Annotated in this window: 23 protein-coding genes; 5 read left to right on the plus strand and 18 right to left on the minus strand. The window is 38.3% G+C overall.

Annotation, left to right across the window (positions count from 1 at the left end; translation table 11 throughout):
* The first annotated feature begins 55 nt into the window (after positions 1 to 55).
* Positions 56 to 1,738, plus strand: a complete 1,683-nt coding sequence (locus D0T56_RS04135; RefSeq protein ID WP_163318872.1) for a L,D-transpeptidase family protein — start codon at positions 56 to 58, stop codon at positions 1,736 to 1,738.
* A gap of 8 nt (positions 1,739 to 1,746) precedes the next feature.
* Here the strand turns inward: D0T56_RS04135 and cdd are convergent, their stop codons facing one another.
* Complete coding sequence (gene cdd, locus D0T56_RS04140; protein WP_163318873.1) at positions 1,747 to 2,226, minus strand: cytidine deaminase; 480 nt, start codon at positions 2,224 to 2,226, stop codon at positions 1,747 to 1,749.
* A 319-nt stretch (positions 2,227 to 2,545) separates the two neighbouring features.
* On the opposite strand from cdd, the gene D0T56_RS04145 reads away from it, so the two are divergent.
* The 3 genes from D0T56_RS04145 to D0T56_RS04155 all read left to right on the plus strand — a co-directional run bounded on the left by D0T56_RS04145 (position 2,546) and on the right by D0T56_RS04155 (position 6,464).
* A complete protein-coding gene (locus D0T56_RS04145) occupies positions 2,546 to 3,496 on the plus strand; it encodes a glucosaminidase domain-containing protein (protein ID WP_163318874.1) in 951 nt (316 codons plus the stop codon).
* Between the two features lie 299 nt (positions 3,497 to 3,795).
* Positions 3,796 to 4,557, plus strand: a complete 762-nt coding sequence (locus tag D0T56_RS04150; protein ID WP_163318875.1) for an SDR family NAD(P)-dependent oxidoreductase — start codon at positions 3,796 to 3,798, stop codon at positions 4,555 to 4,557.
* A 68-nt stretch (positions 4,558 to 4,625) separates the two neighbouring features.
* Positions 4,626 to 6,464, plus strand: a complete 1,839-nt coding sequence (locus tag D0T56_RS04155; protein ID WP_163318876.1) for an LTA synthase family protein — start codon at positions 4,626 to 4,628, stop codon at positions 6,462 to 6,464.
* Positions 6,465 to 6,594: 130 nt separating this feature from the next.
* Here the strand turns inward: D0T56_RS04155 and D0T56_RS04160 are convergent, their stop codons facing one another.
* The 6 genes from D0T56_RS04160 to D0T56_RS04185 all read right to left on the minus strand — a co-directional run bounded on the left by D0T56_RS04160 (position 6,595) and on the right by D0T56_RS04185 (position 13,078).
* Positions 6,595 to 7,350, minus strand: a complete 756-nt coding sequence (locus D0T56_RS04160; RefSeq protein WP_163318877.1) for a succinate dehydrogenase/fumarate reductase iron-sulfur subunit — start codon at positions 7,348 to 7,350, stop codon at positions 6,595 to 6,597.
* A 69-nt stretch (positions 7,351 to 7,419) separates the two neighbouring features.
* Positions 7,420 to 7,788 carry a four helix bundle protein gene (locus D0T56_RS04165; RefSeq protein WP_163318878.1) on the minus strand — a complete coding sequence of 123 codons (369 nt, stop codon included), beginning with the start codon at positions 7,786 to 7,788 and terminating at the stop codon, positions 7,420 to 7,422.
* A gap of 77 nt (positions 7,789 to 7,865) precedes the next feature.
* Positions 7,866 to 9,824 (minus strand): fumarate reductase/succinate dehydrogenase flavoprotein subunit, encoded by a 1,959-nt coding sequence (locus D0T56_RS04170; RefSeq protein WP_163318879.1) that lies wholly within the window; start codon positions 9,822 to 9,824, stop codon positions 7,866 to 7,868.
* Positions 9,825 to 9,849: 25 nt separating this feature from the next.
* Positions 9,850 to 10,548: a succinate dehydrogenase cytochrome b subunit gene (locus D0T56_RS04175; protein ID WP_163318880.1), complete on the minus strand. Its 699-nt coding sequence runs from the start codon at positions 10,546 to 10,548 to the stop codon at positions 9,850 to 9,852.
* Between the two features lie 678 nt (positions 10,549 to 11,226).
* A complete protein-coding gene (locus D0T56_RS04180) occupies positions 11,227 to 12,129 on the minus strand; it encodes a hypothetical protein (protein ID WP_163318881.1) in 903 nt (300 codons plus the stop codon).
* 133 nt (positions 12,130 to 12,262) lie between these two features.
* Complete coding sequence (locus D0T56_RS04185) at positions 12,263 to 13,078, minus strand: helix-turn-helix domain-containing protein (protein WP_163318882.1); 816 nt, start codon at positions 13,076 to 13,078, stop codon at positions 12,263 to 12,265.
* 562 nt (positions 13,079 to 13,640) lie between these two features.
* Here D0T56_RS04185 and D0T56_RS04190 point away from each other — a divergent pair.
* Positions 13,641 to 14,267, plus strand: coding sequence for a CatB-related O-acetyltransferase (locus D0T56_RS04190; RefSeq protein ID WP_163318883.1), 627 nt, complete (start codon positions 13,641 to 13,643; stop codon positions 14,265 to 14,267).
* 86 nt (positions 14,268 to 14,353) lie between these two features.
* On the opposite strand, the gene D0T56_RS04195 is transcribed toward D0T56_RS04190, so the two are convergent.
* From D0T56_RS04195 to D0T56_RS04245, 11 genes are all read right to left on the minus strand, one after another.
* The gene (locus D0T56_RS04195; protein ID WP_163318884.1) at positions 14,354 to 14,878 is read right to left on the minus strand and encodes an O-acetyl-ADP-ribose deacetylase; all 525 of its coding nucleotides are present in this window, start codon (positions 14,876 to 14,878) and stop codon (positions 14,354 to 14,356) included.
* A complete protein-coding gene (locus tag D0T56_RS04200; RefSeq protein WP_163318885.1) occupies positions 14,875 to 15,288 on the minus strand; it encodes an ADP-ribosylation/crystallin J1 in 414 nt (137 codons plus the stop codon). Before D0T56_RS04200 ends, D0T56_RS04195 begins: the two co-directional genes overlap by 4 nt.
* Positions 15,285 to 16,166 (minus strand): ADP-ribosylglycohydrolase family protein, encoded by an 882-nt coding sequence (locus D0T56_RS04205; RefSeq protein WP_163318886.1) that lies wholly within the window; start codon positions 16,164 to 16,166, stop codon positions 15,285 to 15,287. The genes D0T56_RS04200 and D0T56_RS04205 overlap by 4 nt, the downstream gene beginning before the upstream one ends.
* A 99-nt stretch (positions 16,167 to 16,265) precedes the next feature.
* Positions 16,266 to 16,967, minus strand: a complete 702-nt coding sequence (locus tag D0T56_RS04210) for an NUDIX domain-containing protein (RefSeq protein WP_163318887.1) — start codon at positions 16,965 to 16,967, stop codon at positions 16,266 to 16,268.
* Positions 16,968 to 17,140: 173 nt separating this feature from the next.
* Positions 17,141 to 18,058 carry an AAA family ATPase gene (locus tag D0T56_RS04215; protein WP_163318888.1) on the minus strand — a complete coding sequence of 306 codons (918 nt, stop codon included), beginning with the start codon at positions 18,056 to 18,058 and terminating at the stop codon, positions 17,141 to 17,143.
* Positions 18,059 to 18,940 (minus strand): DUF5677 domain-containing protein, encoded by an 882-nt coding sequence (locus tag D0T56_RS04220; protein WP_163318889.1) that lies wholly within the window; start codon positions 18,938 to 18,940, stop codon positions 18,059 to 18,061.
* A gap of 14 nt (positions 18,941 to 18,954) precedes the next feature.
* Positions 18,955 to 20,139 carry a hypothetical protein gene (locus tag D0T56_RS04225; RefSeq protein ID WP_163318890.1) on the minus strand — a complete coding sequence of 395 codons (1,185 nt, stop codon included), beginning with the start codon at positions 20,137 to 20,139 and terminating at the stop codon, positions 18,955 to 18,957.
* A 2-nt stretch (positions 20,140 to 20,141) separates the two neighbouring features.
* Positions 20,142 to 21,443 (minus strand): hypothetical protein, encoded by a 1,302-nt coding sequence (locus D0T56_RS04230; RefSeq protein ID WP_163318891.1) that lies wholly within the window; start codon positions 21,441 to 21,443, stop codon positions 20,142 to 20,144.
* 72 nt (positions 21,444 to 21,515) lie between these two features.
* The gene (locus tag D0T56_RS04235; RefSeq protein WP_163318892.1) at positions 21,516 to 22,157 is read right to left on the minus strand and encodes a hypothetical protein; all 642 of its coding nucleotides are present in this window, start codon (positions 22,155 to 22,157) and stop codon (positions 21,516 to 21,518) included.
* 11 nt (positions 22,158 to 22,168) lie between these two features.
* Positions 22,169 to 23,227 (minus strand): DNA polymerase beta superfamily protein, encoded by a 1,059-nt coding sequence (locus tag D0T56_RS04240; protein WP_163318893.1) that lies wholly within the window; start codon positions 23,225 to 23,227, stop codon positions 22,169 to 22,171.
* On the minus strand, positions 23,224 to 23,973 hold the full coding sequence (locus D0T56_RS04245) for a nucleotidyltransferase domain-containing protein (RefSeq protein WP_163318894.1): 750 nt from the start codon (positions 23,971 to 23,973) through the stop codon (positions 23,224 to 23,226). The genes D0T56_RS04240 and D0T56_RS04245 overlap by 4 nt, the downstream gene beginning before the upstream one ends.
* Positions 23,974 to 23,981 lie beyond the last annotated feature (8 nt).

The following is a 23,981-nucleotide window of genomic DNA, read 5'->3' on the forward strand; positions in this document are numbered from 1 at the left end:
TTTTCAAGAAAACATATCTTTGTATCTGAAAAAACATAAACTTCTTTAAATTAAGATGAAACACTGGGCAACTCTATTACTATTTTTAACACTAGGCATATCTATTTCTAAAGCTACGGAAACAACGGGCAACAACGGAGAAATAAATTTAGCTATACTAAACGATTCTTTGGCGAAATATATATCCACAGACAACAGGCTGAAACATCTGTATCAAGAAAATAGCAACCAACACTTGTGGATAGGTCAATCGTTTGATAAAGAAAAGTTTAAACCTTTGATCGAAATACTTTCCAATAGTAAACAGCATGGACTGCCGTCCGACTTGTTCAATAAAACCCGAATAGAGCAAATCGTTGATTCTCTGTCCGAAAACAAATATCCGAAAGAAAAATACTATGAAGCTCTGGCTCAGTTAGAATTTCTTTCCACAAAGGCATCCATCGACTATGTTAAAGCCTTGAAGTTTGGATATACCAATCCTAAAAAAATAATGCCGAACGACTATTTCATTGATGTAGTTCAACCCGATTCGTTGTATTTTTCATACATAAACAAACTGGTATTGGCATGTCCGATAAAAGCGATGATGAAATCGGAACCGAAAGGCGAAATGTATGTGAAAATGCAAAATAAACTGATTGCCATCGACAGTTTAAGCAGCGTTAAGTTGGAAACGATTGTACCCAAAGCTGGTGATGCAAGCTACAAACTGAACGATGAAAACGTAAACATCGGGAGGATAGTAGACCGTTTGGTGCTCACGGGAAATTACACATATACAGGAACAGACTCGTTGAAGAATATTCTTACAAAAGATCTGCTAGACGCTGTAAACAAGTTTCGTAGAGAAAATTCATATCATGAAGATGACGAAATCGGGAAAACCACAATCGAGGTGCTGAACCGCCCCCTTAGTTATTATATGAAAAAGCTGCAAGCCAACTTGGAGCGTCAACGCTGGAGGAGAAAAAAAGTACGTTCCGACAGAAGGGTGGAGGTAAATGTGGCTCCGTTCCGTTTGTTTGCTTACGACAAAAATGAAGTTGCCCTGCAAATGATAGTTTGTGTAGGCACCGTTGCTAACCGCACGCCATTGATGGAAAGCGATATAAACATCGTCAACATGAATCCCGTTTGGAATGTGCCTCGCAGTATCACTCAGAAAGAATTATATCATTCCATAAAAAAAGACCCGAACTATCTGAAACGAAGAAATATGACCATGAGCCAGGGCGGAAAAGCAGTAGATCCGGCCAGTATAGACTGGTCTAAGACCTCTTCCAGCACATTCAACTACTCCATCAGTCAGGGTGCGGGTAGCGGAAACTCATTAGGGCGGGTGAAGTTCTTATTCCCCAACAGATTCTCCGTCTATTTGCATGATACACCTTCTCAATCAGCATTTTTACGTAAGAACAGGGCAGTAAGCCACGGATGCGTGCGGTTGGAAAAACCGATTGATTTTACGCAATACTGTATGTCGAAACTAGACGATAAGCTATATAAAGACCAAATACTATATACGATAGAAAGAAGCCCCGAATCGGAAGAAGGCAAACGGAAAATGAAAGACGGAAGCCTTAAAAAACTTCCGAATGTCATTAACCTGTCCAAAACAATACCTGTTACATTAGATTATCATACAGTTTTTGCCATGCCCGCTCAGAGCAGCCTGTATTTCGCCGATGACGTTTACGGGCACGACAATACGATATTGAGGTCTATAAGTCTTTAATGATAACTCTATAACATAGATTGCTTTGAAAAGCTAAGGGGTAAGATTTCTTTGATGGAACTTACCTCATATACTTTGTCTTTACTACACATCAAGATGGTGACGGGGGTATCGAACCGATTTTCAACTTCCACAAAAACCTGTCGGCACGATCCGCAGGGAGAGCAGACATCCGGCGTGAAGTTTCCTTTGTTGAAAGCTGCAATCGCAACCATACTCACCGCAACATCAGGATATTGGGCATTTGCATAAAACAATGCCGTTCTTTCGGCGCACAAACCTGATGGATAGGCTGCGTTTTCCTGATTGCTGCCTGTTATTATCTCTCCATTTTTCAGCAATACAGCCGCACCAACACTATAATTAGAATACGGAGCGTATGCCGATTGGGTAGCTTGTCGTGCTTTTTCTATCAATTTTTTCTTCTCGCCTGTGCACGACTCTATACTATAAACTTTTATCTTTGTAATAATTTCAAGACTTTCCATGTTATATTATAATATTAAGTGATTGAAAGTTTTTAATAATATATTTTTTAATAGTTATATCAATCAAAATCAGTATTTGGATTTACTATAACTAGAATGTTGGTTTAGATAAAGTAAACCGCAAGGATGCAAAGAGTGCAATACATTTCTTGTTGGGCGTGTGTCAAAAGTAAATTTTGGTATCTTTTGTCATCCTGAACAACTACTGATTCGCATTGCTTGCAAGTTACTTGCGCATCACAAAATTTGCAACTTGTTTGCCCGCAACATTAAACATATTTATTGTTGTACGTGTTTTATTCAAAGATACAAAAATGATATGAAAGAAAATATTTTAAGATTCAAGAACCATTCTTTATTGATATTATTTTTACTATGCGTTGTAACGCCCAATCTGTCGGCTCAGAAAAGAGTAAAAATATACGAAGACTACATTAAACTGTATAAGGATGTCAGTATAGAACACATGGGTAAATATAAAATCCCTGCCAGTATAACATTGGCTCAGGGGTTGTTGGAGTCGGGTGCGGGGACAAGTAGCCTGGCAAAAAAAGCCAACAACCACTTTGGTATAAAATGCCACTCAGACTGGACGGGTAAAAAATATTACATGAAAGATGACGGTCCGAAAGATTGTTTCCGGCACTATAATAGTGTAGCCGATTCTTACAACGACCATGCAGTGTTTCTTACCAAGTATGCCCGATACAGTCCTCTTTTCAAACTGGATATCACCGATTATAAAGGATGGGCTAAAGGTTTGCAAACAAGTGGTTATGCCACGGATAAAGGTTATGCCAATAAGTTGATAGGAATGATAGAAACCTACGAACTTTATGAGTATGACAAGTCAGACGGCAAAAAAGAATCGAAAAAAGACAAAAAGGAGAAAGAAAAAAATAAGAAATCGGAATCAACACCAAGAGTCTATACGCATACTCCGTACAAAACAGGAGGATTAGTTTATATCTTTGCTTTGGATGGCGATACCTATGAAGATATTGCCGACGAATTCGGATTTAAGGTGAAAGATTTGTGCAAGTATAATGAGGTTCCCGAAGATTTCCCTCTTCGCAAAGGAGACAAAATATATTTTCAAAAGAAAAAGAATAAGGCTGACAAGCCATATTACGACCACGTGGTACAAGTGGGAGAATCTATGCACAGCATATCGCAACACTATGGCGTGAAAGTTAAAAACCTATACAAAATCAACAAGTTGGATGAGGAATATGTCCCCACCGAAGGAGATGTTCTCAAATTGAGATAAGGTTTCAGTCCTATTTATTGCTTTTGTAAACATAACAGCACGTGGTGCATTTAGATAATGAAAGATAACAGGCTGAAATATAATACATATTTATATTGTCATCCTGAGTAAAACGAAGGATCTGGATTGAAAATACACAGATTTTTCACTTCGTTCAAAATGACAAAACCGATATGAATCTTATAATAAATGAGTTTATATCAAAGTCCTAAATGCACCACGGGTACATAATAGCAAAAGACATTTATTCTTTGAGGAGTAATCTTTAAAGAATATCTGTTACTTAAAATATAAAAAAAATGAGAAAAATAGCATTGATTACCGGAGCAACCTCCGGCATTGGAAAAGAGACTGCGAAAAGATTGGCGAAGGATGGTTTCGACCTGATCGTAACAGGACGCAGAAAAGAAAGACTGGGCGAACTGAAAGACGAAATAATTAAGGATAATCTCCATACAGACGTTCTGACGCTAAGTTTCGATATCAGGATATATTCGGAAGTGGAGGCTAACCTCAAAGGACTGTCAGGCAAATGGAAAAACGTTGATGTTTTGATCAACAACGCAGGTTTAGCCGTTGGACTGAACCCGATACACGAAGGGGTTCGTGAAGATTGGGAGCGAATGATAGATACCAATATCAAAGGGTTGCTTTACGTTACCCGTCTTATTTCGCCTCAGATGGTTGAGCGAAAATCGGGGCACATTATCAATATAGCCTCCATTGCCGGAAAGGAAGTTTATCCTAACGGAAATGTATACTGCGCAACCAAACATGCGGTAGATGCCATCAGCAAAGGCACTAGGATGGATTTGATCAATTACGGGATAAAAGTGACACAGATATGTCCGGGTTTTGCCGAGACAGAATTTTCCCTTGTCAGGTTTAAGGGAGACAAGGACAGGGCAGATAAAGTTTATGACGGCTTTGTGCCCTTGCTGGCCGAAGATATTGCCGACGCCATTGCTTATGCTGTCAATGCGCCCGATCACGTCGACATTCAGGATATGCTCATCATGCCCAAGGCACAGGCTTCGGCAACAATATTTCATAAAGAATAGAAAACACTTTTTCATTGTCATGCCTCGCATTATTCAGTGTGACAAAAATAATTATCTGACTTACTATCATGAATAGACAAATATTGAACACCCGTATAGCATTGTTCATAAAAACATACCTGATTTTTGTTCTGCTTTTCGTCATCCAAAAGGTTGTGTTTCTTGTGTTTCACTGGCAACAATCTTCCTTGACAGGTGCAGGTGATTGGTTTAGTGTAATGTGGAAAGGTTTGCCTATGGACTTCTCCACCGGAGGTTATCTGGTGCTGATACCACTCATAATACTTGTAATTTCCCTTTTCACGGTGAAGCATTTGAAACAAATACTCAATGTGTATTTTATGATCGTAAGTGCTTTGGTTTCAATTATCTTCTTGTCCGACGTAGTCTTATATTCCTACTGGGGATTCAGGATAGACTCCACCGTGTTTGCTTATATAACATCTCCGGCAGAAGTGGTGGCAAGCATTTCCATTATCGAGACAATCGGTATATTGCTGATCATGATTCTTTTAAGTTTTGGTCAGTATTTTATCCTTCGTAAACTGATAGTTGATAGATTTCCGGACGAACCTTCAAAATCGAAAGTCGTTCAGTCGGTAGTTTTTGTCATCATTATGGCATTGATGATAATTCCCATCAGAGGAGGTATATCCACTGCGACAATGAGTCCCGGTTCGGTCTATTTCAGTAACAATATGTTCCTCAATCATGCAGCTATAAACCCTGTGTTCAACATCTTCTATTCGTTGAAACTGAGTACGGATTTCAGTAAGCAATATCGTTTTATGGACGACAAGGAGGCTCACGACGTGTTTGCCGATCTGATGCACTATGAGCCGAGCGATACGATTCCTCAACTACTGAACACCGACCGTCCGAATATAGTATTCATTGTTCTGGAAAGTTTCGGAGCAAAAATACTTGAGCCACTAGGCGGAGAGAAAGGTGTTGCGCCAAATCTTAATAAATTGACGGAAGAAGGTGTGTTTTTCAGGAAGATGTATGCCAATAGTTTCAGAACGGACAGAGGTCTGGTTTCGGTTGTGGGTGGATACCCGGCTCAACCCACAATGTCTATCCTGAAATATTTTAATAAGATGCAGACATTAAGCTCCATACCCGGATCTTTGGTCGAGAACGGTTATAATGGTTCATTCCTGTATGGAGGTGATTTGGATTTTGCTCAGATGCAATCGTTTATTATTGCTCAGAAAGTAACTGATATTACGAAAGATAAAGATTTCCCTGTGAGTGAGAGGTTAACAAAATGGGGTGTGCCCGATGCTCTTACTTTCGAAAGGCTTGCCAATGATATTCAAAAAGAGGATGAAGAGCCTTACTTGAAAATGTTTTTGACATTAAGCAGTCATGAGCCTTTCGATGTCCCTACCAAGAGATTTGAGGATGATTATCTCAATTCGGTGTATTATACGGACAGTTGTCTCGGTATTTTTATGGATAACCTGAAAAAAAGTCCGAAATGGGATAACACTTTAGTGATATTGATACCCGATCATGATATGCGTTACCCGAAAACATTAGACCATTCGTCGCCCGACCGTCACGATGTATTTATGCTATGGTTGGGGGGAGCGGTAAAGCAGCCAATGATAGTTGATAAGGCATGTTCTCAGGTCGATCTTGCGGCTACGTTGCTGAGCCAGATGAAACTTGACTATAAAGACTTTACTTTCAGCAAAGATATAATGAATCCGACGAGCAAAAGTTTTGCGTTCTATGCTTTCCCTAACGGGTTTGGAATGATGTCCGACACTGCTAAAGTCGTTTTCGATTGCGAGAAAGGGCAATCAATAATGAAAGAAGGCTCCGGAGCTGATCTCCTCGAAAAACAGGGGAAAGCATACTTGCAATGCTTGTATGATGATATTGCGAAAAGGAAATGACCTGTGCCGGCATACATGCGGCAATGCAATTGTAGTATGTGATTCCGTCGTTTCACTCTATATTATATAATGAAAATATAAAAGCCTGCCCTTTAAACAAGAGCAGGCTTTATAAATATGTCAAGATATTTTAATCTTTAAATTTCGCTTTCAAGAACTCACGGTTCAATCGTGCGATATTACTGATAGAAACATTCTTAGGGCACTCCACTTCGCAAGCACCTGTGTTGGTACAGTTACCGAAGCCTAGTTCGTCCATTTGCGCAACCATCGCTTTAGCACGTTTGGCAGCTTCGATACGTCCTTGAGGAAGAAGTGCCAATTGGCTTACTTTAGCCGATACGAACAACATTGCCGACCCGTTCTTACATGCTGCAACGCAAGCTCCACAACCGATACAAGAAGCCGAGTCCATAGCCTCGTCTGCATCTTCTTTCGAAATAGGAATAGCATTAGCATCTTGTGCACCGCCTACATTGATAGATGTATAACCTCCTGCCTGCATAATTTTGTCGAACGCAGTACGGTCTACCATCAAGTCGCGAATAACAGGAAAACCAGCCGAACGCCAAGGCTCGATAGTAATAGTTTCGCCATCTTTAAACTTACGCATGTGCAACTGGCAAGTTGTTACATCCTCGTCCGGCCCGTGTGGGTGTCCGTTGATGTAGAGGCTGCACATTCCGCAAATACCTTCACGGCAATCGTGGTCGAATACGATAGGTTCTTTGCCTTCGTTTATCAGTTTTTCATTCAGGATGTCGAGCATCTCAAGAAAAGATGTATCCGTAGAAATCTTTTCCAAACTATATGTTTCGAAAGCTCCTTTTTCTTTCGGACCTCTCTGACGCCATACTTTTAGCGATATATTTATTGTTTTTTCCATTGGACAAATAGTTACAAGTTACGAGTTACGAGTTACAAGAACCAACCGGTAACATGGTTATTAATGAAATTATTTTGTTTCGTTACGAGTTTTTAAAGACTTAATCAGCGATGTTGTCATTTTTATTATCTCATTTACAGACTCATTCAATACGGCTACATCTTCTTTCTTTAAAAAATTAAGTTCGCCTGAAATTATAATCTGTGTTTCCAACTCAGTTGCAGAGCCCAAAGCTATATAAAGAAATTGTATCAATTCTTTATCCGAGTTTCTACCACATCCTTCAGCTATGTTGGATGGGATTGAAACTGCGCTTCTCCTGATTTGAGAAGTCAGACCAAACTGCTCGGACGATGGGAAACCGGCAGTCATATCATATACAACTTTCACCAGGTTTATTCCCTTTTTCCAAACAATCAGATCTTTATGAGTCATCACTTATTGCTTTTTAGGTTACGAATAGTCCGGAATACTCTTATTCTGGCAACTCGTAACTGGTAACTCGTAACTAGAAATTACGATTTATAGTTACGTTGTTGTCTAACTACGAACTCGTAGTCGAGAGGTTCTTTTACCAATTCCGGATCTTGGTCTTCGCCGTTGTATTTCCAGCAAGCTACATACGAGAAGTTTTCATCGTCACGAAGAGCCTCACCATCCGGTGTTTGATATTCTTCACGGAAATGGCCTCCACAAGATTCGTTTCTGTTTAAACCGTCGCGAGCCATAAGTTCACCTATTTCAAGGAAATCGGCAAGACGCAATGCTTTTTCCAATTCCACATTCAGGTCGGCAGCCTCTCCGGGTATGCGAAGATCTGTCCAGAATTCTTTTTTCAATGCTTTGATGTCTTCAAGGGCTTTTTCCAAAGATTCTTTTGTACGTGCCATTCCAACAAAATCCCACATAATCAAACCAAGTTTCTTATGAATCGAATCAACGGAATGTTTTCCTTTGATATTCATCAATTTGTCGATTTTCTTTTTCAGTTCCGACTCAGCTTGTTCAAACTCAGGAAGATCTGTACTGAAACGTGGCACTGTAATCTGATCTGCCAGATAGTTTTGGATGGTGTAAGGAAGAACGAAATATCCGTCAGCCAAACCTTGCATCAAAGCAGATGCCCCAAGACGGTTAGCTCCGTGATCTGAGAAGTTTGCTTCGCCGATACAGAACAATCCCGGTATTGAGGTTTGCAATTCATAGTCTACCCAGATACCGCCCATTGTGTAGTGGATGGCAGGGAAAATCATCATCGGAGTTTCGTATGGATTGTCATCAACAATTTTTTCATACATCTGGAAAAGGTTTCCGTATCTTGCTTCAACTACATCTCGTCCAAGACGCTCTATTGCAGAAGAAAAATCAAGGTATACGGCCAAACCTGTTGAATTAACACCAAATCCGGCGTCACATCTTTCTTTTGCCGCACGCGATGCAACGTCACGAGGCACAAGGTTTCCGAAAGCAGGGTAACGTCTTTCGAGATAGTAGTCCCTGTCTTCTTCTTTTATTTGAGTAGGTTTCAGTTTTCCTGCACGGATTGCTTCTGCATCTTCTTTCTTTTTAGGAACCCAGATACGTCCGTCGTTACGAAGCGATTCTGACATCAAAGTCAGTTTCGATTGAAATTCTCCGTGAACAGGAATACAAGTCGGGTGAATCTGAGCGAAACAAGGATTAGCAAAATATGCTCCTTTTTTGTATGCCTGAATTGCAGCCGAACCGTTCGATCCCATTGCGTTAGTTGATAAGAAGAATGTATTACCGTAACCGCCTGTACCGATAACCACTGCATGAGCCGAGAAGCGCTCAACCTTACCTGTTACCAGGTTGCGGGCAATGATACCACGGGCACGTCCGTCTATGATAACCACATCGAGCATTTCGTAACGGGTATACAGTTTCACAGTTCCTTTTTTTACCTGACGGCTCAATGACGAGTATGCGCCAAGAAGAAGCTGCTGCCCTGTTTGTCCTTTAGCGTAGAATGTACGTGATACCTGCGCTCCACCAAATGAACGGTTGTCGAGAAGACCTCCGTATTCGCGAGCGAAGGGAACACCTTGAGCCACACATTGGTCGATGATGTTGTTTGCTACTTCGGCCATACGGTGAACGTTTGCCTCACGAGCACGATAGTCGCCTCCTTTTATTGTATCATAGAATAGACGGTATACAGAGTCGCCGTCGTTCTGATAGTTTTTCGCTGCATTGATACCTCCTTGTGCTGCAATAGAGTGCGCACGGCGAGGAGAATCCTGAATGCAGAAGTTCAATACATTGAAGCCCATCTCGCCAAGAGACGCGGCAGCAGAGCCACCCGCAAGACCTGTTCCCACAACAATCACGTCCAAACGGCGTTTGTTGGCAGGGTTCACAAGTTTTTGGTGGTCTTTATAGTTTGTCCATTTATCAGCCAAAGGGCCTTCCGGAATTTTAGAATCTTTTTTAGGATCTAGAATAGTAGTCATATCTATTATTTCTTTTAGTCAATTTTTATAAAATACCAAGTCCCAGACTTCTCAAATAGAATATAATAGGCACGATTGCAAAACCAAGACAAATTAATGTCGCCACAATAGTACCGATAACTTTCAAGCGGGGCAACCATGTTCTGCCATTGAAACCCGACGATTGGAACATACTCCAAACCCCATGAGACAGGTGAAACCACAATGCCGCGATGCCAATCAGGTAAAGAACCACTTTGATTGGGTTTCCGAACAGCATATTCATGTGACCGCCTACTTCGGCGGGCAAAACAACAATGCTGTGCAACGCATGAATTTTGCCTGCGAACAATTCGGCAAACATCATCTTGAACCAAAAATCATAAAGGTGTAATAACAAGAATGCCAGTACAACCAATCCTAGAACGAACATGTTTTTAGATGACCATGCAACATCCGTCAGGTTAGACGATCCATACTTATCGCCACCACGCGCTCTTCTGTTTTGCAATGTCAGGAACAGAGCATACAAAATGTGAATAAGGATTAACCCCACCAATGCGACGGTAGCAGCAACCGCATACCAGTTTGTTCCTAAAAATTCACAAATCATGATATATCCGTCCATCGAAATGAATGAGACAAGATTCATGCACATGTGGAAAATGAGAAACAAAACCAGAGCACAACCCGAAAGAGCCATGATGAATTTGCGGCCAATAGAAGAATTTAGTAACCAACTCATAAAATAATAGTTTTTAGTTATATTGAATAGTTAATTTTTTCTCAAAAAAAAGTCTATTAAAAGTGAATTTTATAATATATAATTCCCATTTACATATTTGCATCGCAAAAATAAGGGAATATATCCAATTAAAGAAAATAAAAAGTCACTTTTTTACCTGTTTTTGAGGGAAGAAGGAAGAATTTGAGGATCGGTTGATTTAAAAGGTAAAAACCCGCTACTTTTGACAGTAACGGGTCGTTTTGCACATGAGTGGCTGTATAGCTTTATGCTTTCTATTAATGCGAATCAGTAGTTAAAACAGGTTGGTTTAAATTGTACAATATTTTCGCCCCTACTTTCGGGCAGAGCAGAGCCCTGCCCCTACAAAATGCACCCTTCCACCCTGTCGTTATATGGGATTTGCAATCCCATGCTTGGGTGCTATCCGGATTTTGAATCCGGAAAATAATAACTCTGGGGTTACAAACCCCAGAGGACAAAAATGGTTCGGCTATGCTCAAACAGCTTTTTGTTCTTGTCGCTTATCTGCGCTGTGTGGGCACCCCGTCAATCAGCCAAATGTCACGTTTACACCCGTTAGGCGAAACGGCATCTGCTTCGTAGGCGCGGCAGCAAAGAATATCGAATAAAAACCAACGTCTTTATTATAGAAAATCCAAATACTGATTGGCATTATTAATTAATTTTCACGAAAGAGCCACCTGTACACTGTATACAGATATCATTCCCATCACCGATTTCGAATGTGAGATAATTGTCGTTTCCAGCCGGGAAAGTGCTCCCACTTTTAGTCAAAATGTAAATTGCTAAATACCCTTCCAGCCCTGTGGATGCATCTACCGTTATATTTTGACTGAAGTAGAACCTGAAATTGCCATAGTAGGGTCTTGGATCTGTTCCTCCGTTCGTAGCATAAACCTCATACGCTCCTTTAAATCGGGTTGCAGCACCCCATAGGTCAATATCGTTACCCGGTAATAGTTGAATACAAGCTCTTTCTATTATGTTTCTGATTGAGCTCACTGCACTGACCCTTACGCCTAATGTCACAGAATACGTTCCGTATGCAGGAAAAGTTATTTTATGTCCGGTCATAAAGGTCGCACTTGTTTCCTCTGCCGGAAGAGGGCCTATCTTTGTATTTCTAAAAAATGGGATTTGCGTAAACTCACTGAATCCGGGTTGCTCCCAGGTTGCAATTCCATTGGCATTGGATGTTAGTACTTTCCCCGAAGCTTGATTTCCGTCTACCAATCTGAAACCTTTGGTTGGAGAAGAGGAAGTTCCTCCCGTTCTGATATCAAGTTTATATGCCGGAGACGAGTTTCCTATGCCAACATAACCGCTTGTGTATGAATTTCCTGCCACATGCAACTTTTGAGAGGGGCTATTTGTGCCTATCCCGACATTTCCCTGAGAGTTAACTATCACATCATCGCTCACGTTCGTGTTACCACTCGTATTCTTTTGAGCATCAACATGAAACACTCCCTGTGGGGTTTCCGTATTCACTCCTACCTGGGCTATCAGCGCCGATGGCATAAAAAACATTAATAAAATTAAAAAATCCTTTTTCATCTTCTTTTTGTTGTTTGTTGTGTTAATATTTTCTTCACTTGCTTTTCCTTCAAATTTTTCAAAAATATGTAAATCACTTGTTTTTAGATATATATCCCTCTGTCACTTGGTAAGTGACAGAGGGGTTTGTTTTTCAGGAACTTTGCTCCATATATCTTTGCTTTCTGATCTGGCGTGGCGACCCACCCAATACCTTATGACAAAATTCATTAAAATGAGACAAAGTCATGAATTTGTTATCCGCAGAAATTTGCTTTAAACTCTTATTGGTTTCATAAATTTCGTGATAAACTATCCTTGCCCGTTGCTGTTTCATCCATTTGTATGCAGACATACCAAATACTCTCCTGAACCGCTTATTGAAACCTGAATAGCTGTAATTCATCCTCTCGGACAATTGCCGCACGGTCCGTATTTCTGCCGAATATTTCCTCACTTGTTCCGAAAACAACAAGTCGTTAGTTTGATATAGCCTGAAAAAATCATGAAGTTCCTGCTTTGTGTAACAGACATTCATAATGCAGCCTAATTCCTTTATTTTCAACTGCATCAAATTGCAATCCCTGTATCCTTTCTGCAAATAGAGTTCTATGGAATAGACATAACTACCCAACATATCTTTCACATCCAGAAAAGATATTCCATCATCCACATCTTGCGACAGTTGATTGTTACCGACCGCAATCGCCCTGCACCAATCATATTCTTCCGTTATGTTAAAGAAAATGACAGCAGCATCTTCCATTGCCATCGCCCTAAAACCATATCCGGATGGAACGAAAAGCATTTTACCGCAATCCATCTCAACATTATTGTACATGGAAAAGGAGAATTCAATTGATCCTTTCGTCACCAATACTATTTTACTATTGTCCTTGTCCGTTGTGTACAATTTGCCTCTGTCTAAAGCAATTGCTTCCACAATGCCGTTATCTGTAAAATTCATCATTTTGTATTGTTTAAGTCTCTGTATAATAGCTTGTTTAACGTATGTTTTACATCATTTTCCTAGTCGTGTTTCATCATTAACCAGAATATCAACACCTTATCACATTTCAATAGAAATCATTTTATCATAAATCTCTCAAAAGTTGCACAAATGTTTATCAATGCCTTATAGCGCAATAGATAGGCTATTAAACCATTAATAATAAACACAATACAAACCTTAAAATATAGTTCCGTCACTTACCAAGTGACAGAGGGGTGTAATCATTCATAATTAAAGTACAGATATACACAAATTTATTTTCCTGCAAATATTTCGTGAAGAAAATACTTTTTTTAGTTGAGAACCACCACTGGATTGAACTAATTAACCGCTTAAAAAGTATTACTTTTGTAATTTAAACTCAAAGAAGAATCAATTCACGAACCCTATGAAGTGGCAGCGTTGTATATGAGCTTTTTGTAAATAGATTAGGAATGGCAGTATTGTCATTCCCAATTTACTGTGCCTTTATTCGGCATGGTTAAATTCATATTCTTATTAACAAATAAGCTGATTTACAATGAATAAAAAAATATATCCGAGGGTAAACGACTCTCAAACCATCTATCTGAATACGGTGGTCAACAACCCCAACATTATTGTTGGAGACTATACCATCTTCAACGATTTCGTTGGCGACCCAACCCTGTTCGAGAAGAATAATGTGTTATATCATTATCCGATTAATAACGATCGCCTGATTATCGGAAAGTTCTGTTCCATTGCCTGTGGCGCTAAGTTTATCTTCAACAGTGCAAACCACACCTTGAGGTCACTATCCAATTATACTTTCCCATTGTTTTATGACGAATGGGATTTGGATAAGGCTAGTGTGACGGACGCTTGGGACAACAAAGGCGATATTGTTATCGGTAACGATGTGTGGATTGGTTATGATGCCATAATCATGGCCGGGGTTCATATCGGCGACGGAGCCATTATCGGAACACGGGCAGTTGTTACGAAAAACGTTCCTCCTTATACAATCGTAGGGGGAGTTCCGGCAAAAGAGATACGGAAACGCTTTGACGAAGATGCCATCTCGAAATTGCAGAAACTGCAATGGTGGGATTGGTCAACCGATAAGATCAGAGAGGCAATACCTTATATCGTCAATGGAAATATCCAAAAATTGACAGAAATATAATTTAAACCATATTGAAGCGGCTGATTGATGATTATTCAACCATGTAGTTGAGACTTACACAAAATATGGGATAGTACCAACCATTTTTATTCAGCTAAAATATTCTCATATATTCTATAATTCTCATCATCGAAGCAGACAAATATAACTTCTTCTATATTTTTATTATTATTATCAATAAACTCCTTTACTATATCAATAGCAATCTGTGCTGCTTCTGTTTTAGGAAAATGATAAACTCCTGTACTGATGTTTGGGAAAGCAATAGATTTTACAAGTAAAGAATCCGCTATTTCTAAAGATTTTCTATAACAGGAGGCTAACAGTTCGGTTTCTTTATTCTTGCCCATCATCCATATAGGTCCTACTGTATGTATCACATATTTAGCAGGCAACAATCCGGCAGAAGTATAAACTGCATCTCCGGTTTTGCATTTTCCCTGTCGGTTACGAATAACTTTGCATTCTTCCAATATCTGAGGGCCACCTTTGCGATGAATAGCACCATCCACACCTCCGCCTCCAAGTAAAGAAGAATTCGCTGCATTAACAATGGCATCTACAGTCATTGTTGTTATATCTCCCTTTATCAGTTTTATTTCTGTTTTCATCTGTCTAAATATTTTAATACATATTGGGTTGCAGCATCGTTGACTGATGTTACAAAGCTCTCCCCTGCAAAAACTTTTACTATTTCTATCTGTCCGATAATCTTACTATTAAATTCATTCAAATCTTCAGCCGGAACCCACAATTCATTATGGATAAAACCTCCGACATTGTGAACTTCATATTTTTGTAGGTAACTTGCAGGCAGATCAAACTTGGTTACAATACCACAGTAGCCTGAGAATTCATCCTTCGTATTCCATTTCTCAGCTATCTGTTCTGCATATTCCTGATTGAGTACAGGATAAAATATCGGCTGCCACTCCAATCGAGGAGGAAAAGCTTTAAAATCCGAATCAATTATTAATTGTAGTTCTTTCAGACCTATTGGCCTGTATAGTGTTGTTTTCATTCTTTCCAGTTCTTTACAATTTCAGAAACCATATCTGTAATTTTTAGTTCATCAAACCGATACATTAAGTCATCCGATATTATTTTTGTTCCATATAATGAACCTACAATTTGCCCGAACATAGAACATACAGTATCTGTATCTCCTCCCAATTTAATCAGTTCAGTAAGAATCGTAGCATAATCAAGCTTGTTTATCTTCTGAGCGGCAAATACAGCCATAGGTACGGAATCAACCACGTATCCGCTCGATTTATATTGCTTACCTATTTCGGATATAGATAACCTCTGCAAAGGAATTAACTCAATGAATCTATCCCTCACTCTTGTATCAGGAATTTTTGCGATTATATAATCTATCAAACCGTTATCTCCTTTCCAAATTCCATCTATGGCCGCCTTTATAGAATAATAAATTGCCAGTGCACCGGAATAAGCTTCGTCATTACGATGTGTAATCGTGCATATATCCCTGATGGTTAGTTTTGTGATATACTTTTTAAAAGCCAATGGTGCTATGCGCATAGCCGCTCCGTTCCCTGCCGCATATTCTCCTGATCTACCAACCAAAGCCCAATGTCCTCCGACCTGCAACTCTCTCAATGCTTTCAAGGTACTTGCTCCCAAACCAATCAGTTTCTTATGACTGTACCAATATAAAAACCTTTCAGAAACTTTTTCAGGTTTTACTTCGATTGAGTTGTAGATGGCCTCGCAGGTTGCCAATGTTAATTGGGTATCATCAGATATTACCCAGTCGAAATTGAAAGTTATATCCTGATTATTTTCAGCACCTTCGTATTTAAAACCAATAGCATCGCCTATTGCTCCGGCAATTAAGCACCCCTTTAGCCTTTCCTTGATATCAATCGAAGTCATAAACTATACATCTATATCATTTTCTAAATTCCACAGGAACGCCTAAAGCGTCACCCACGGCAACACCGAATAAGGCGCTATGTATTATTCCTCCTCTCATTATAATTCAAAATAAAATCCTGTCTTTGTCAATTCTTCGTATCTGTCTTTATCGAAACTGTATAGCTTAGGTGCTCTGTTACGCGCTCCACGTTGCATTTCACCTGTATCAATCAATAGACCATAACTTAATATCTTTTTGCGGAAGTTTCGGTCGTCCAGATCGGTTTGTAATACGGTTTTATATAAATGGAACAGGTCAGGCAAGGAGAACTTCTCTGGAAGCAATTCAAAGCCTATGGGTTGATATTTTATTTTTCCTTTCAGCCTTTCTTTAGCTACCTCTAATATTTTCGCATGGTCGAACGCCAGTTCAGGAGCATCAGAAATTGAAAACCATTTGATATTTGTTGCATCCATGCCAGCTTGTGCATTGTAATCCGATAGCTTTACCAATGCATAATAACCTATGCTGATAACCCGGAAACGGGGATCTCGTTTTATATCGGAGAATGTATAAAGTTGTTCCATAAAGATATTATCGAGACAAGTCTCTTTCTGCAAAATACGCTTAGCACATTCTTCTGCTGTTTCTTCTTCGCCGACAAATCCTCCGGGCAGAGCCCATTGTCCTATGAATGGCTCAATAGATCTTTCTATCAACAATACTTTTAATTCGCCTTCGTCAAAACCAAATATAACACAGTCTGTAGTGACCGCCGGACGGGGATATTCGTATGTATGTTTTCCTTGTTGTTCCATATTTTTCCTTGTTTATGTATTTTTGACGAAAACAAAGGAAGTTATTATTTTTGGAATGACAAAAATAGTTAGCGTATTTTTTACGTATAAATATCGTGGTAAAAAATAAGACAGAATATGATTTACATTCTATCTTATTTCATTATTGGTTAAACAAGTATTATTACCGATCTCTAAAAACTACCATAGTTTACTTGGAAACAAGACAATTTCAATTCTTTACGCCAAAGATCAACTACCTGATCCCTATCATCTAACACAAATTCAACAAAATATTTATCCTTAATTTCAGCCTCATAGATTTCGCTCTTGATGACGGAGTCTTTCCGAAAGTCTTTTGATTGACGCATCCAAAGTTGATGATAGGGAATGTTATGCTTATGCAAAAATCTGACTGTCGGTTCTCGAAAACGATCTTCCCTGCCTGAAACTAAGAGAATTTCATATCCTTCTTTGGCAAAAACTTTCAACGTGTTGGCAACAGGCACATTCAAGTCATCTTCATCACTTGTACTGGCATCAAAGGGATTGCGGTGATTCATCAAAGCTAATGTGCCGTCCAGATCGCAAATGATTGCTTTGCGTAGAGAAGCATCCTGTTCGATTGTTGTTACACGATTGTCTAGTAAAGGGCGGGTTGAAAAATCAAAAGTTTTTTTCAATTCTTCCAGCTCTTTCATATAACGCTTCTGCACATTGGCCGGAATATATTTTCCGGTTTCCTTATTCCGCTTTTCACAACGTTCAGCAATCGTTTTTGCATCGGCTTCAAATATTTTAAATGATATATCTGCCAGATGGTTGAATTTTTCTATATAATGGTTCAGATATTCAGCCTTACAGTGAGTTGCGTCAAGTAATACATTACACCGTCTGCGAAGCAACGTCTCTATGGATGAGTCTATCATTTCTGTAATCATACCTTCTTCATGTAATGGAAGGTTTGAGTAGGTGAAATGCATAGTACGGAAATCATCACGACAGAGACGCATCCAGTTTTCTTCGGTACGGATAAAGTATTTGGCGAAAGTGCTTTTTCCTGATCCAGGAGCACCTATTAATATCAATAATTGTGGATTTTTTCTTTTCATCTATTTCTCACTTTTATTTCTATACTTATCATATGCAGTATCATCGAAGACTCTACCCTTGTATTTATTTTCAAGATGTTTAATCTCTTTAATTCCGCGAAGATTATCTATAAAGAATTTATATTCTTCTTTTGGCAATTTTAAAAAAGTAACACATTCAAATGCCATCTGAGTGCAGTAAGTTAATACGTCACTTAAAAATCTCAGGTAATGTCCAATATTAGCTTTGTTCTGTTCTTCTTCTGAACGACTATTTCTTTCTCGAATAATTAAAACACCAGTTTCATCTCCATGACTAATATGACTTGCTGTCCGATAACTATATGATAATAAATCAAATGTTGGCATAGGAGAACCATTATAACTTTTTGATAACGAATTTAATATTTCAGAAAAAGACCATTTCTGTTCTAGCTTTTGGCGCTCCTTTTTAGGCCATTTCTCCCTTAATAATCTTTCCTTTTCTTCAGTCAGGACTATAGGCGAAAAAGCTATTTGATGAACTTCACTATCAGGGGCAGTACGTAAATTCTTCTTAGCTTGTTCCGATTCCTTTAACTCTAGTATTTCGGACAGAAGATTCCAATACTCATTTAAGCGGAGTTCTTTTTCTTTCTGAGTAGCTGCTGAAGTTATGAAGGCTAATTTCACATATGCTTCCATTGCTGAACGTAGAACTATCTCTGCATCCCATAACCTCCAATTAGTTGTAAGAAACATTACACACTCCAGTCTCTCAAGAATAAATTCTACTAAAGGGTAGATAGGTTCCAGCCTATCCGAATGATCTTTTATAATCTCAAATAATTTTAAATTGTTTCTGTTTATCGCACCAATATAACTCTCTGTGATTGGCCTTTGGTCATTATTCCATGAATCCATATTCATCGTATTTTTTATAATCTTTTATCTAGTCCAGCCTCAGCGGTTTCACCCATAATACGGTCAAAAACCAGATTTTTCAGGAAATAGTTTTCTTTATTTATCTCGTAATAGGGGACTTTCAATAGTTCCCAGTTGAGCATCCAGTCGTTGATGGAACACTTCAATTTACGTCCTATACTTCGTTTCTGGACATAATAATCATATTGATCGTAAAAATTAACACCATAAATCATCGTCAAATATTGGTTATTCCTCACTTTGAATGCCGGTGGCATATCTTTAATAAATGCCTGACGAGGTTTGATTACTATTCCTTCTTCGTTATCCTGCTCAAGGGCAAAGAACCATGTGTATACTCTTTCTATTGCGCTATCCAGTTCTGTTTCATTATTAATTGTCAGATGAAGAAATTCGTCGTCGTTGACATCTTTATAACTAAGATTATCATTTACGAATTCCTCCGATCCATCGTCAAGTACTTTTTTCAGGATATTGAAAGGCTTAAAATAGATATCTCCCTGTTGCCCGAAATGATTAATCTGAGTCTGGTAAATATCAATACTTTGCTTGTAAACATCTAAATCCAATACTTTAAATTCTGACAGTGATTCATACTGACGAAGAATGTGATGCGGATATTTTGCCCTGAACTCTTTTGAAGACAACATATTTTTATCTTCAATGAATTGCTTATAGATTTCTGTATTTTTTACTTCTCCAATTTTCTTATACAAGTCTGTATTAGCCAGATGTTCGCAATGATTTTGATGTGCATTAATATATCCTCCAAATTCATTTTCGATCAATCCTTTGCCCAACGCACTCCACGGCATTAGTTCGGATTGAATGATAACAAGGTTTAATCCATCCCAGTTGAAACGGGCATGTAATTCGCGGTAGGCTTCTATCGCTGAATCCAAATCTATATGGTCTATCTTGTGCCCGTTGCGGCTTACAAAATAAGTATCTTCCAAATTCTTACTCAGATAGATATCACAATAAGACCCCATATATTTTTTTTCGACAACAATCTCTTTCACACCACTATCGTAAAAATAACGGATAGCTTTGTCAATACTTTCTATTTCTCCTTTTTCAGGAGATTTTGGTGCCGGAGAGATAGTTGGAGAGAAGGCATTAACCTTATTCTCGCAAAACCAGTCTATTCTATTTTTTAATCTTCTTAGGTCTTCCATAATCAATTCTTTCTTGTTATTACACACCCTTGAGTCGGCTGTATTCCGTTCAAACTATCTCCCAATTGGAAAAATTCAATATTCATATCTTTGCCTTCGGTACATTCTGTAATCAGATCAAGAAACTCTTGTCGAGTTGGCTCAAAGTCATGATCATCATGCCTCATTTCACTATCCATATTATAGAACTGATTAAATTCTGCATTTGGTGTTGTGATAATCATCTTGTTGAAATTGAGGAACAATGCTTTCCGTATCAGTTCTTTCGCTACATCTATCGGGTTGTGTTCGATAACCTCCGTTAACAAGATATTTACACGATCTTTAGAATCGAATTGTTCCAATGAATTCATAAATATGAGATTATCCTCATCATATCTTCGTGAGATATTATCAGCCAGTCGCTCAAATTTCTCATCATGGTCTACAGCATAATATACAGATGAAAACTTCTTATTCATCATCTTTTTATAATATGTAAACTCGCCACAGCCAATATCGAGGATCGGAATATCCTTTTCCAGCAGATTGGTAATGAAATGTATCCTCTGTAAGTACGTTCCCTGTAAAACCAGATTCGCATCCAAACCGCATTTAGCCAGATAGTTTTCAAAAATTGGCTTCAACTCATTAAACTGGCGTTCCGATTTCACGGCTTTCATAATAAACAGGTAGAAAACAAAATAAGGAACGCTGTCAATATTAGTCAATATGCGCCCGTACTTTTGAGCAAGGCTATCATCGATATAGGTAAACATTCCGTAATCGTTAGTCACATGTGAGAATAGCGACACTAAAGCCAGCAAATTGAACGCTTCGAATATACTCTTTGCTGAGATAATCAGTTTGAAAATACGGTTCGATTGCTGTACAACCTCTACCTCATCGAAATATTTAGAAGGAAGGAATCTCCCGTTCCTATACCAGTTAGAATCAATATAGAATGATGGTATTTCTATTGTACAACTTTCAGTATCAGCTTCTCCCTGAGTAATGCCAAGCCATTGGATATCTTTTGACGCGAACTCTTCCTTGCTTTTGAATATATGTCCGAACAGTTCGTTGCAGATATGTAATACCGCCAAAGGTGTGCAATAGCTCTGGTAGTCTATCTGATTAGCTTCCTCAGGCATATAGCTATATTTCGTGTCTTGAAATACTACCTCGTAATAATTCTTATTGACTACATTTCCAACAATCTGTCCGTTCTTCAATGGCTTAAAATATAGTCCATTGTCAGTATTCGGATTCTTGTATAGAATGTCAAGCAGTCGGTCGTTATCGCTTTTTATTTTTAAAATCATAATCTTGTTGTTATTGATTTATGATGCAAAGAAAAACAGGAAGTGCGCAGTCTTTTTGCGCAGATTGATAAATTATATATTCTCCCATATTAATATCTTTGCAAGATTCTCAAATCCCATTTCTTCTTTATCATTAATGTCATTTAGCTTTACAGCAAATTGATCTAATTCTTTCATAAGATTATCTACAGCTATTTCTAATGAAGCTCGATCAATCTCAAATTTTTCGATTAACGGAGTAGGTACAAAATGTTCATCAAATTCATCAACAGTGAGATCAAACAATATTTTATTCCTTTCTACTTCAAAAATGGGACATGGATGACCTTGCCAGAATAGTGTGGAATCACCTTTTGATAACTCAATCCAACTTCCGATATCTCCCAAATCACCGCAACATTGGGGGTACAATAGATCCTCACCATCAACATTAAGTATATATCCGCCATCAAAAGGACATATTTGATCTGAGTCCCTGTCTTCAGTTCTATATTTTATTTGTAGCAAGAGATTGTTCCCATTTATTTTTGATACTTCATAAAAACTAGAGCCTTTTGAATAAGATTCTATTTCTGAAAAACCGTTTGTAGCAAGACATTGACGATTATAATCTTCCCATTCATCAGCATATTCCCAATAAGGCCCTTTCTTCGGCATTTCTACTTTATCTGAAATACGGAACAATTCTATTACCGGTATTAATTTTATATTCATAGTTATCAACTTTACTTATACAACTCCTCCCTCATCTCCACTAATATTCTTTCTGTTTTCTGCTTATCTGGAGTATCTGGTAATGTAGATATCATGTAATATGACTCTATATTTTCCATCAACTTATCAGCTATAGCTAATAAATCATCGTAATCCATGTTTCCTGCTTTTATATCCAGTAATTCTCTTCGGTTAGGTCGTTTTACGTTTAGTTTTCCATCCCGCAATATCTCTTCCGCAACCTGTAAAAGGCGTATCGTATGCATCATGTTCTTAGAGTCGTAATTCTTACCATGATTCAGATTTGTCTGATAACGATTGTCGTTGCGTTCTTCCACCCAATCCCAATATTCTTTGTATTCTTTGCAATAGAGCGAATAGGCTTCCATATTCCAGAACAGGTAGGCAACTGCTTGCTCTCCTTTTGGTATAGATGATAAAGATACCTCGTTAGCAGTTTCTTTCACGGCTATACCATGATAACCGTATTTATTATCTGCATCATAGAATAAAGCATACACCCCTTTGGCATGAGAGATTGAACTCAATCCGCAGAACTCTTGACTTAATCCGTTCTTATCGAGCCATTCTTTTACAAGAACAGACTGGTAATTATCCATTACATAGCAAAAATCTAATACAGTTCTGCGTTCCTTTTCTATCGGGTTTACTACCTTCTTTTTGTATCCTCTGGCTTTCCGTATCTGTGTCAGAGCATATCCGGCAAAAGTGTCTTTGCAGAGCTTGGATAAGAACATATTTATATCTAGCCTCTCCATTAGCGGATGTTTGTACAGTATGCATTCATTGGGCGAAGCCAATAATTCCAATATATTCGGATTGTTTTTACAGAGCAGTTCAACAAAACGCCCCAATTCATAATAAACCTCATCATTGGTTTCATTACTTACCTGAGGAATATACTCTAATCCATAAAATTGTTCTTTTGGTAGATAGAATACCCCTTTCAGATCGGTATCTGATTGAGGTGTATTCAATCCGTATGCCTTACTACCGCTTATACATTCGAAAAGCAGCAATCCTTTATCCTTTATTTCTTGTATAGTCATTTCAATATTATTTTTCTAAAAAATATATCAGCTTCTTCTTTATCAAAAGATTTTCGTTCCATCTTTGCAGAGGCTTCCATACAATAATCAAAAGTTATATCTATCCACTTCCTTAAGCCTGCATCTATCTTTGTCAAATAACTTTCAGAAGCTGTTGATTTCAAATCTATCAAAGATAAAACCTTTTTTTGTAAATCGTCCGACAACAAATCCATTAATAGATAGATGCTCATTGGAGCTATTGTGTTCTTTTTTGCACACCATAGAGCCGCAAGTAAAGGACGAAGTACATAAAACAGTTTCTTTATTTTTATATCTTCACCTTGTATCGTTTCCAATGCCCCCTTTGCTATACCCAGATAGTGATGTATATTACTTCTTGGACAAAAATAGTTTTGACAGAATTGCCATAAATCATCCTTAAACCTTTTATCTTCCCTGTATATGACAGGCGATTGTAACCACTCGAAAGGAGTAGTGTTCGACTTGGTTATCAGTTGCAATACTTTCGATATATCCCAACCATATATATCAAGCTCATGATTTACTGGAAAAGACAAATGACCTTTTTTTGTCTGTATGCTTAGGTAATCCTCAAGCTTTTTTATATATATGAAACGTACATCGTAATCGCTATCAGGTGAAGGAAATCCCCACGCCCGACTACCTGATTCACAAGAATAAAGTATTTTTATTCCATGATCTTTCTCTATTTCAGTTAGTTTATCTTGTATTATTGTTTTCATAATCGTTT

Source organism: Dysgonomonas sp. 520 (assembly GCF_010501095.1).
GTDB lineage: Bacteria > Bacteroidota > Bacteroidia > Bacteroidales > Dysgonomonadaceae > QVMP01.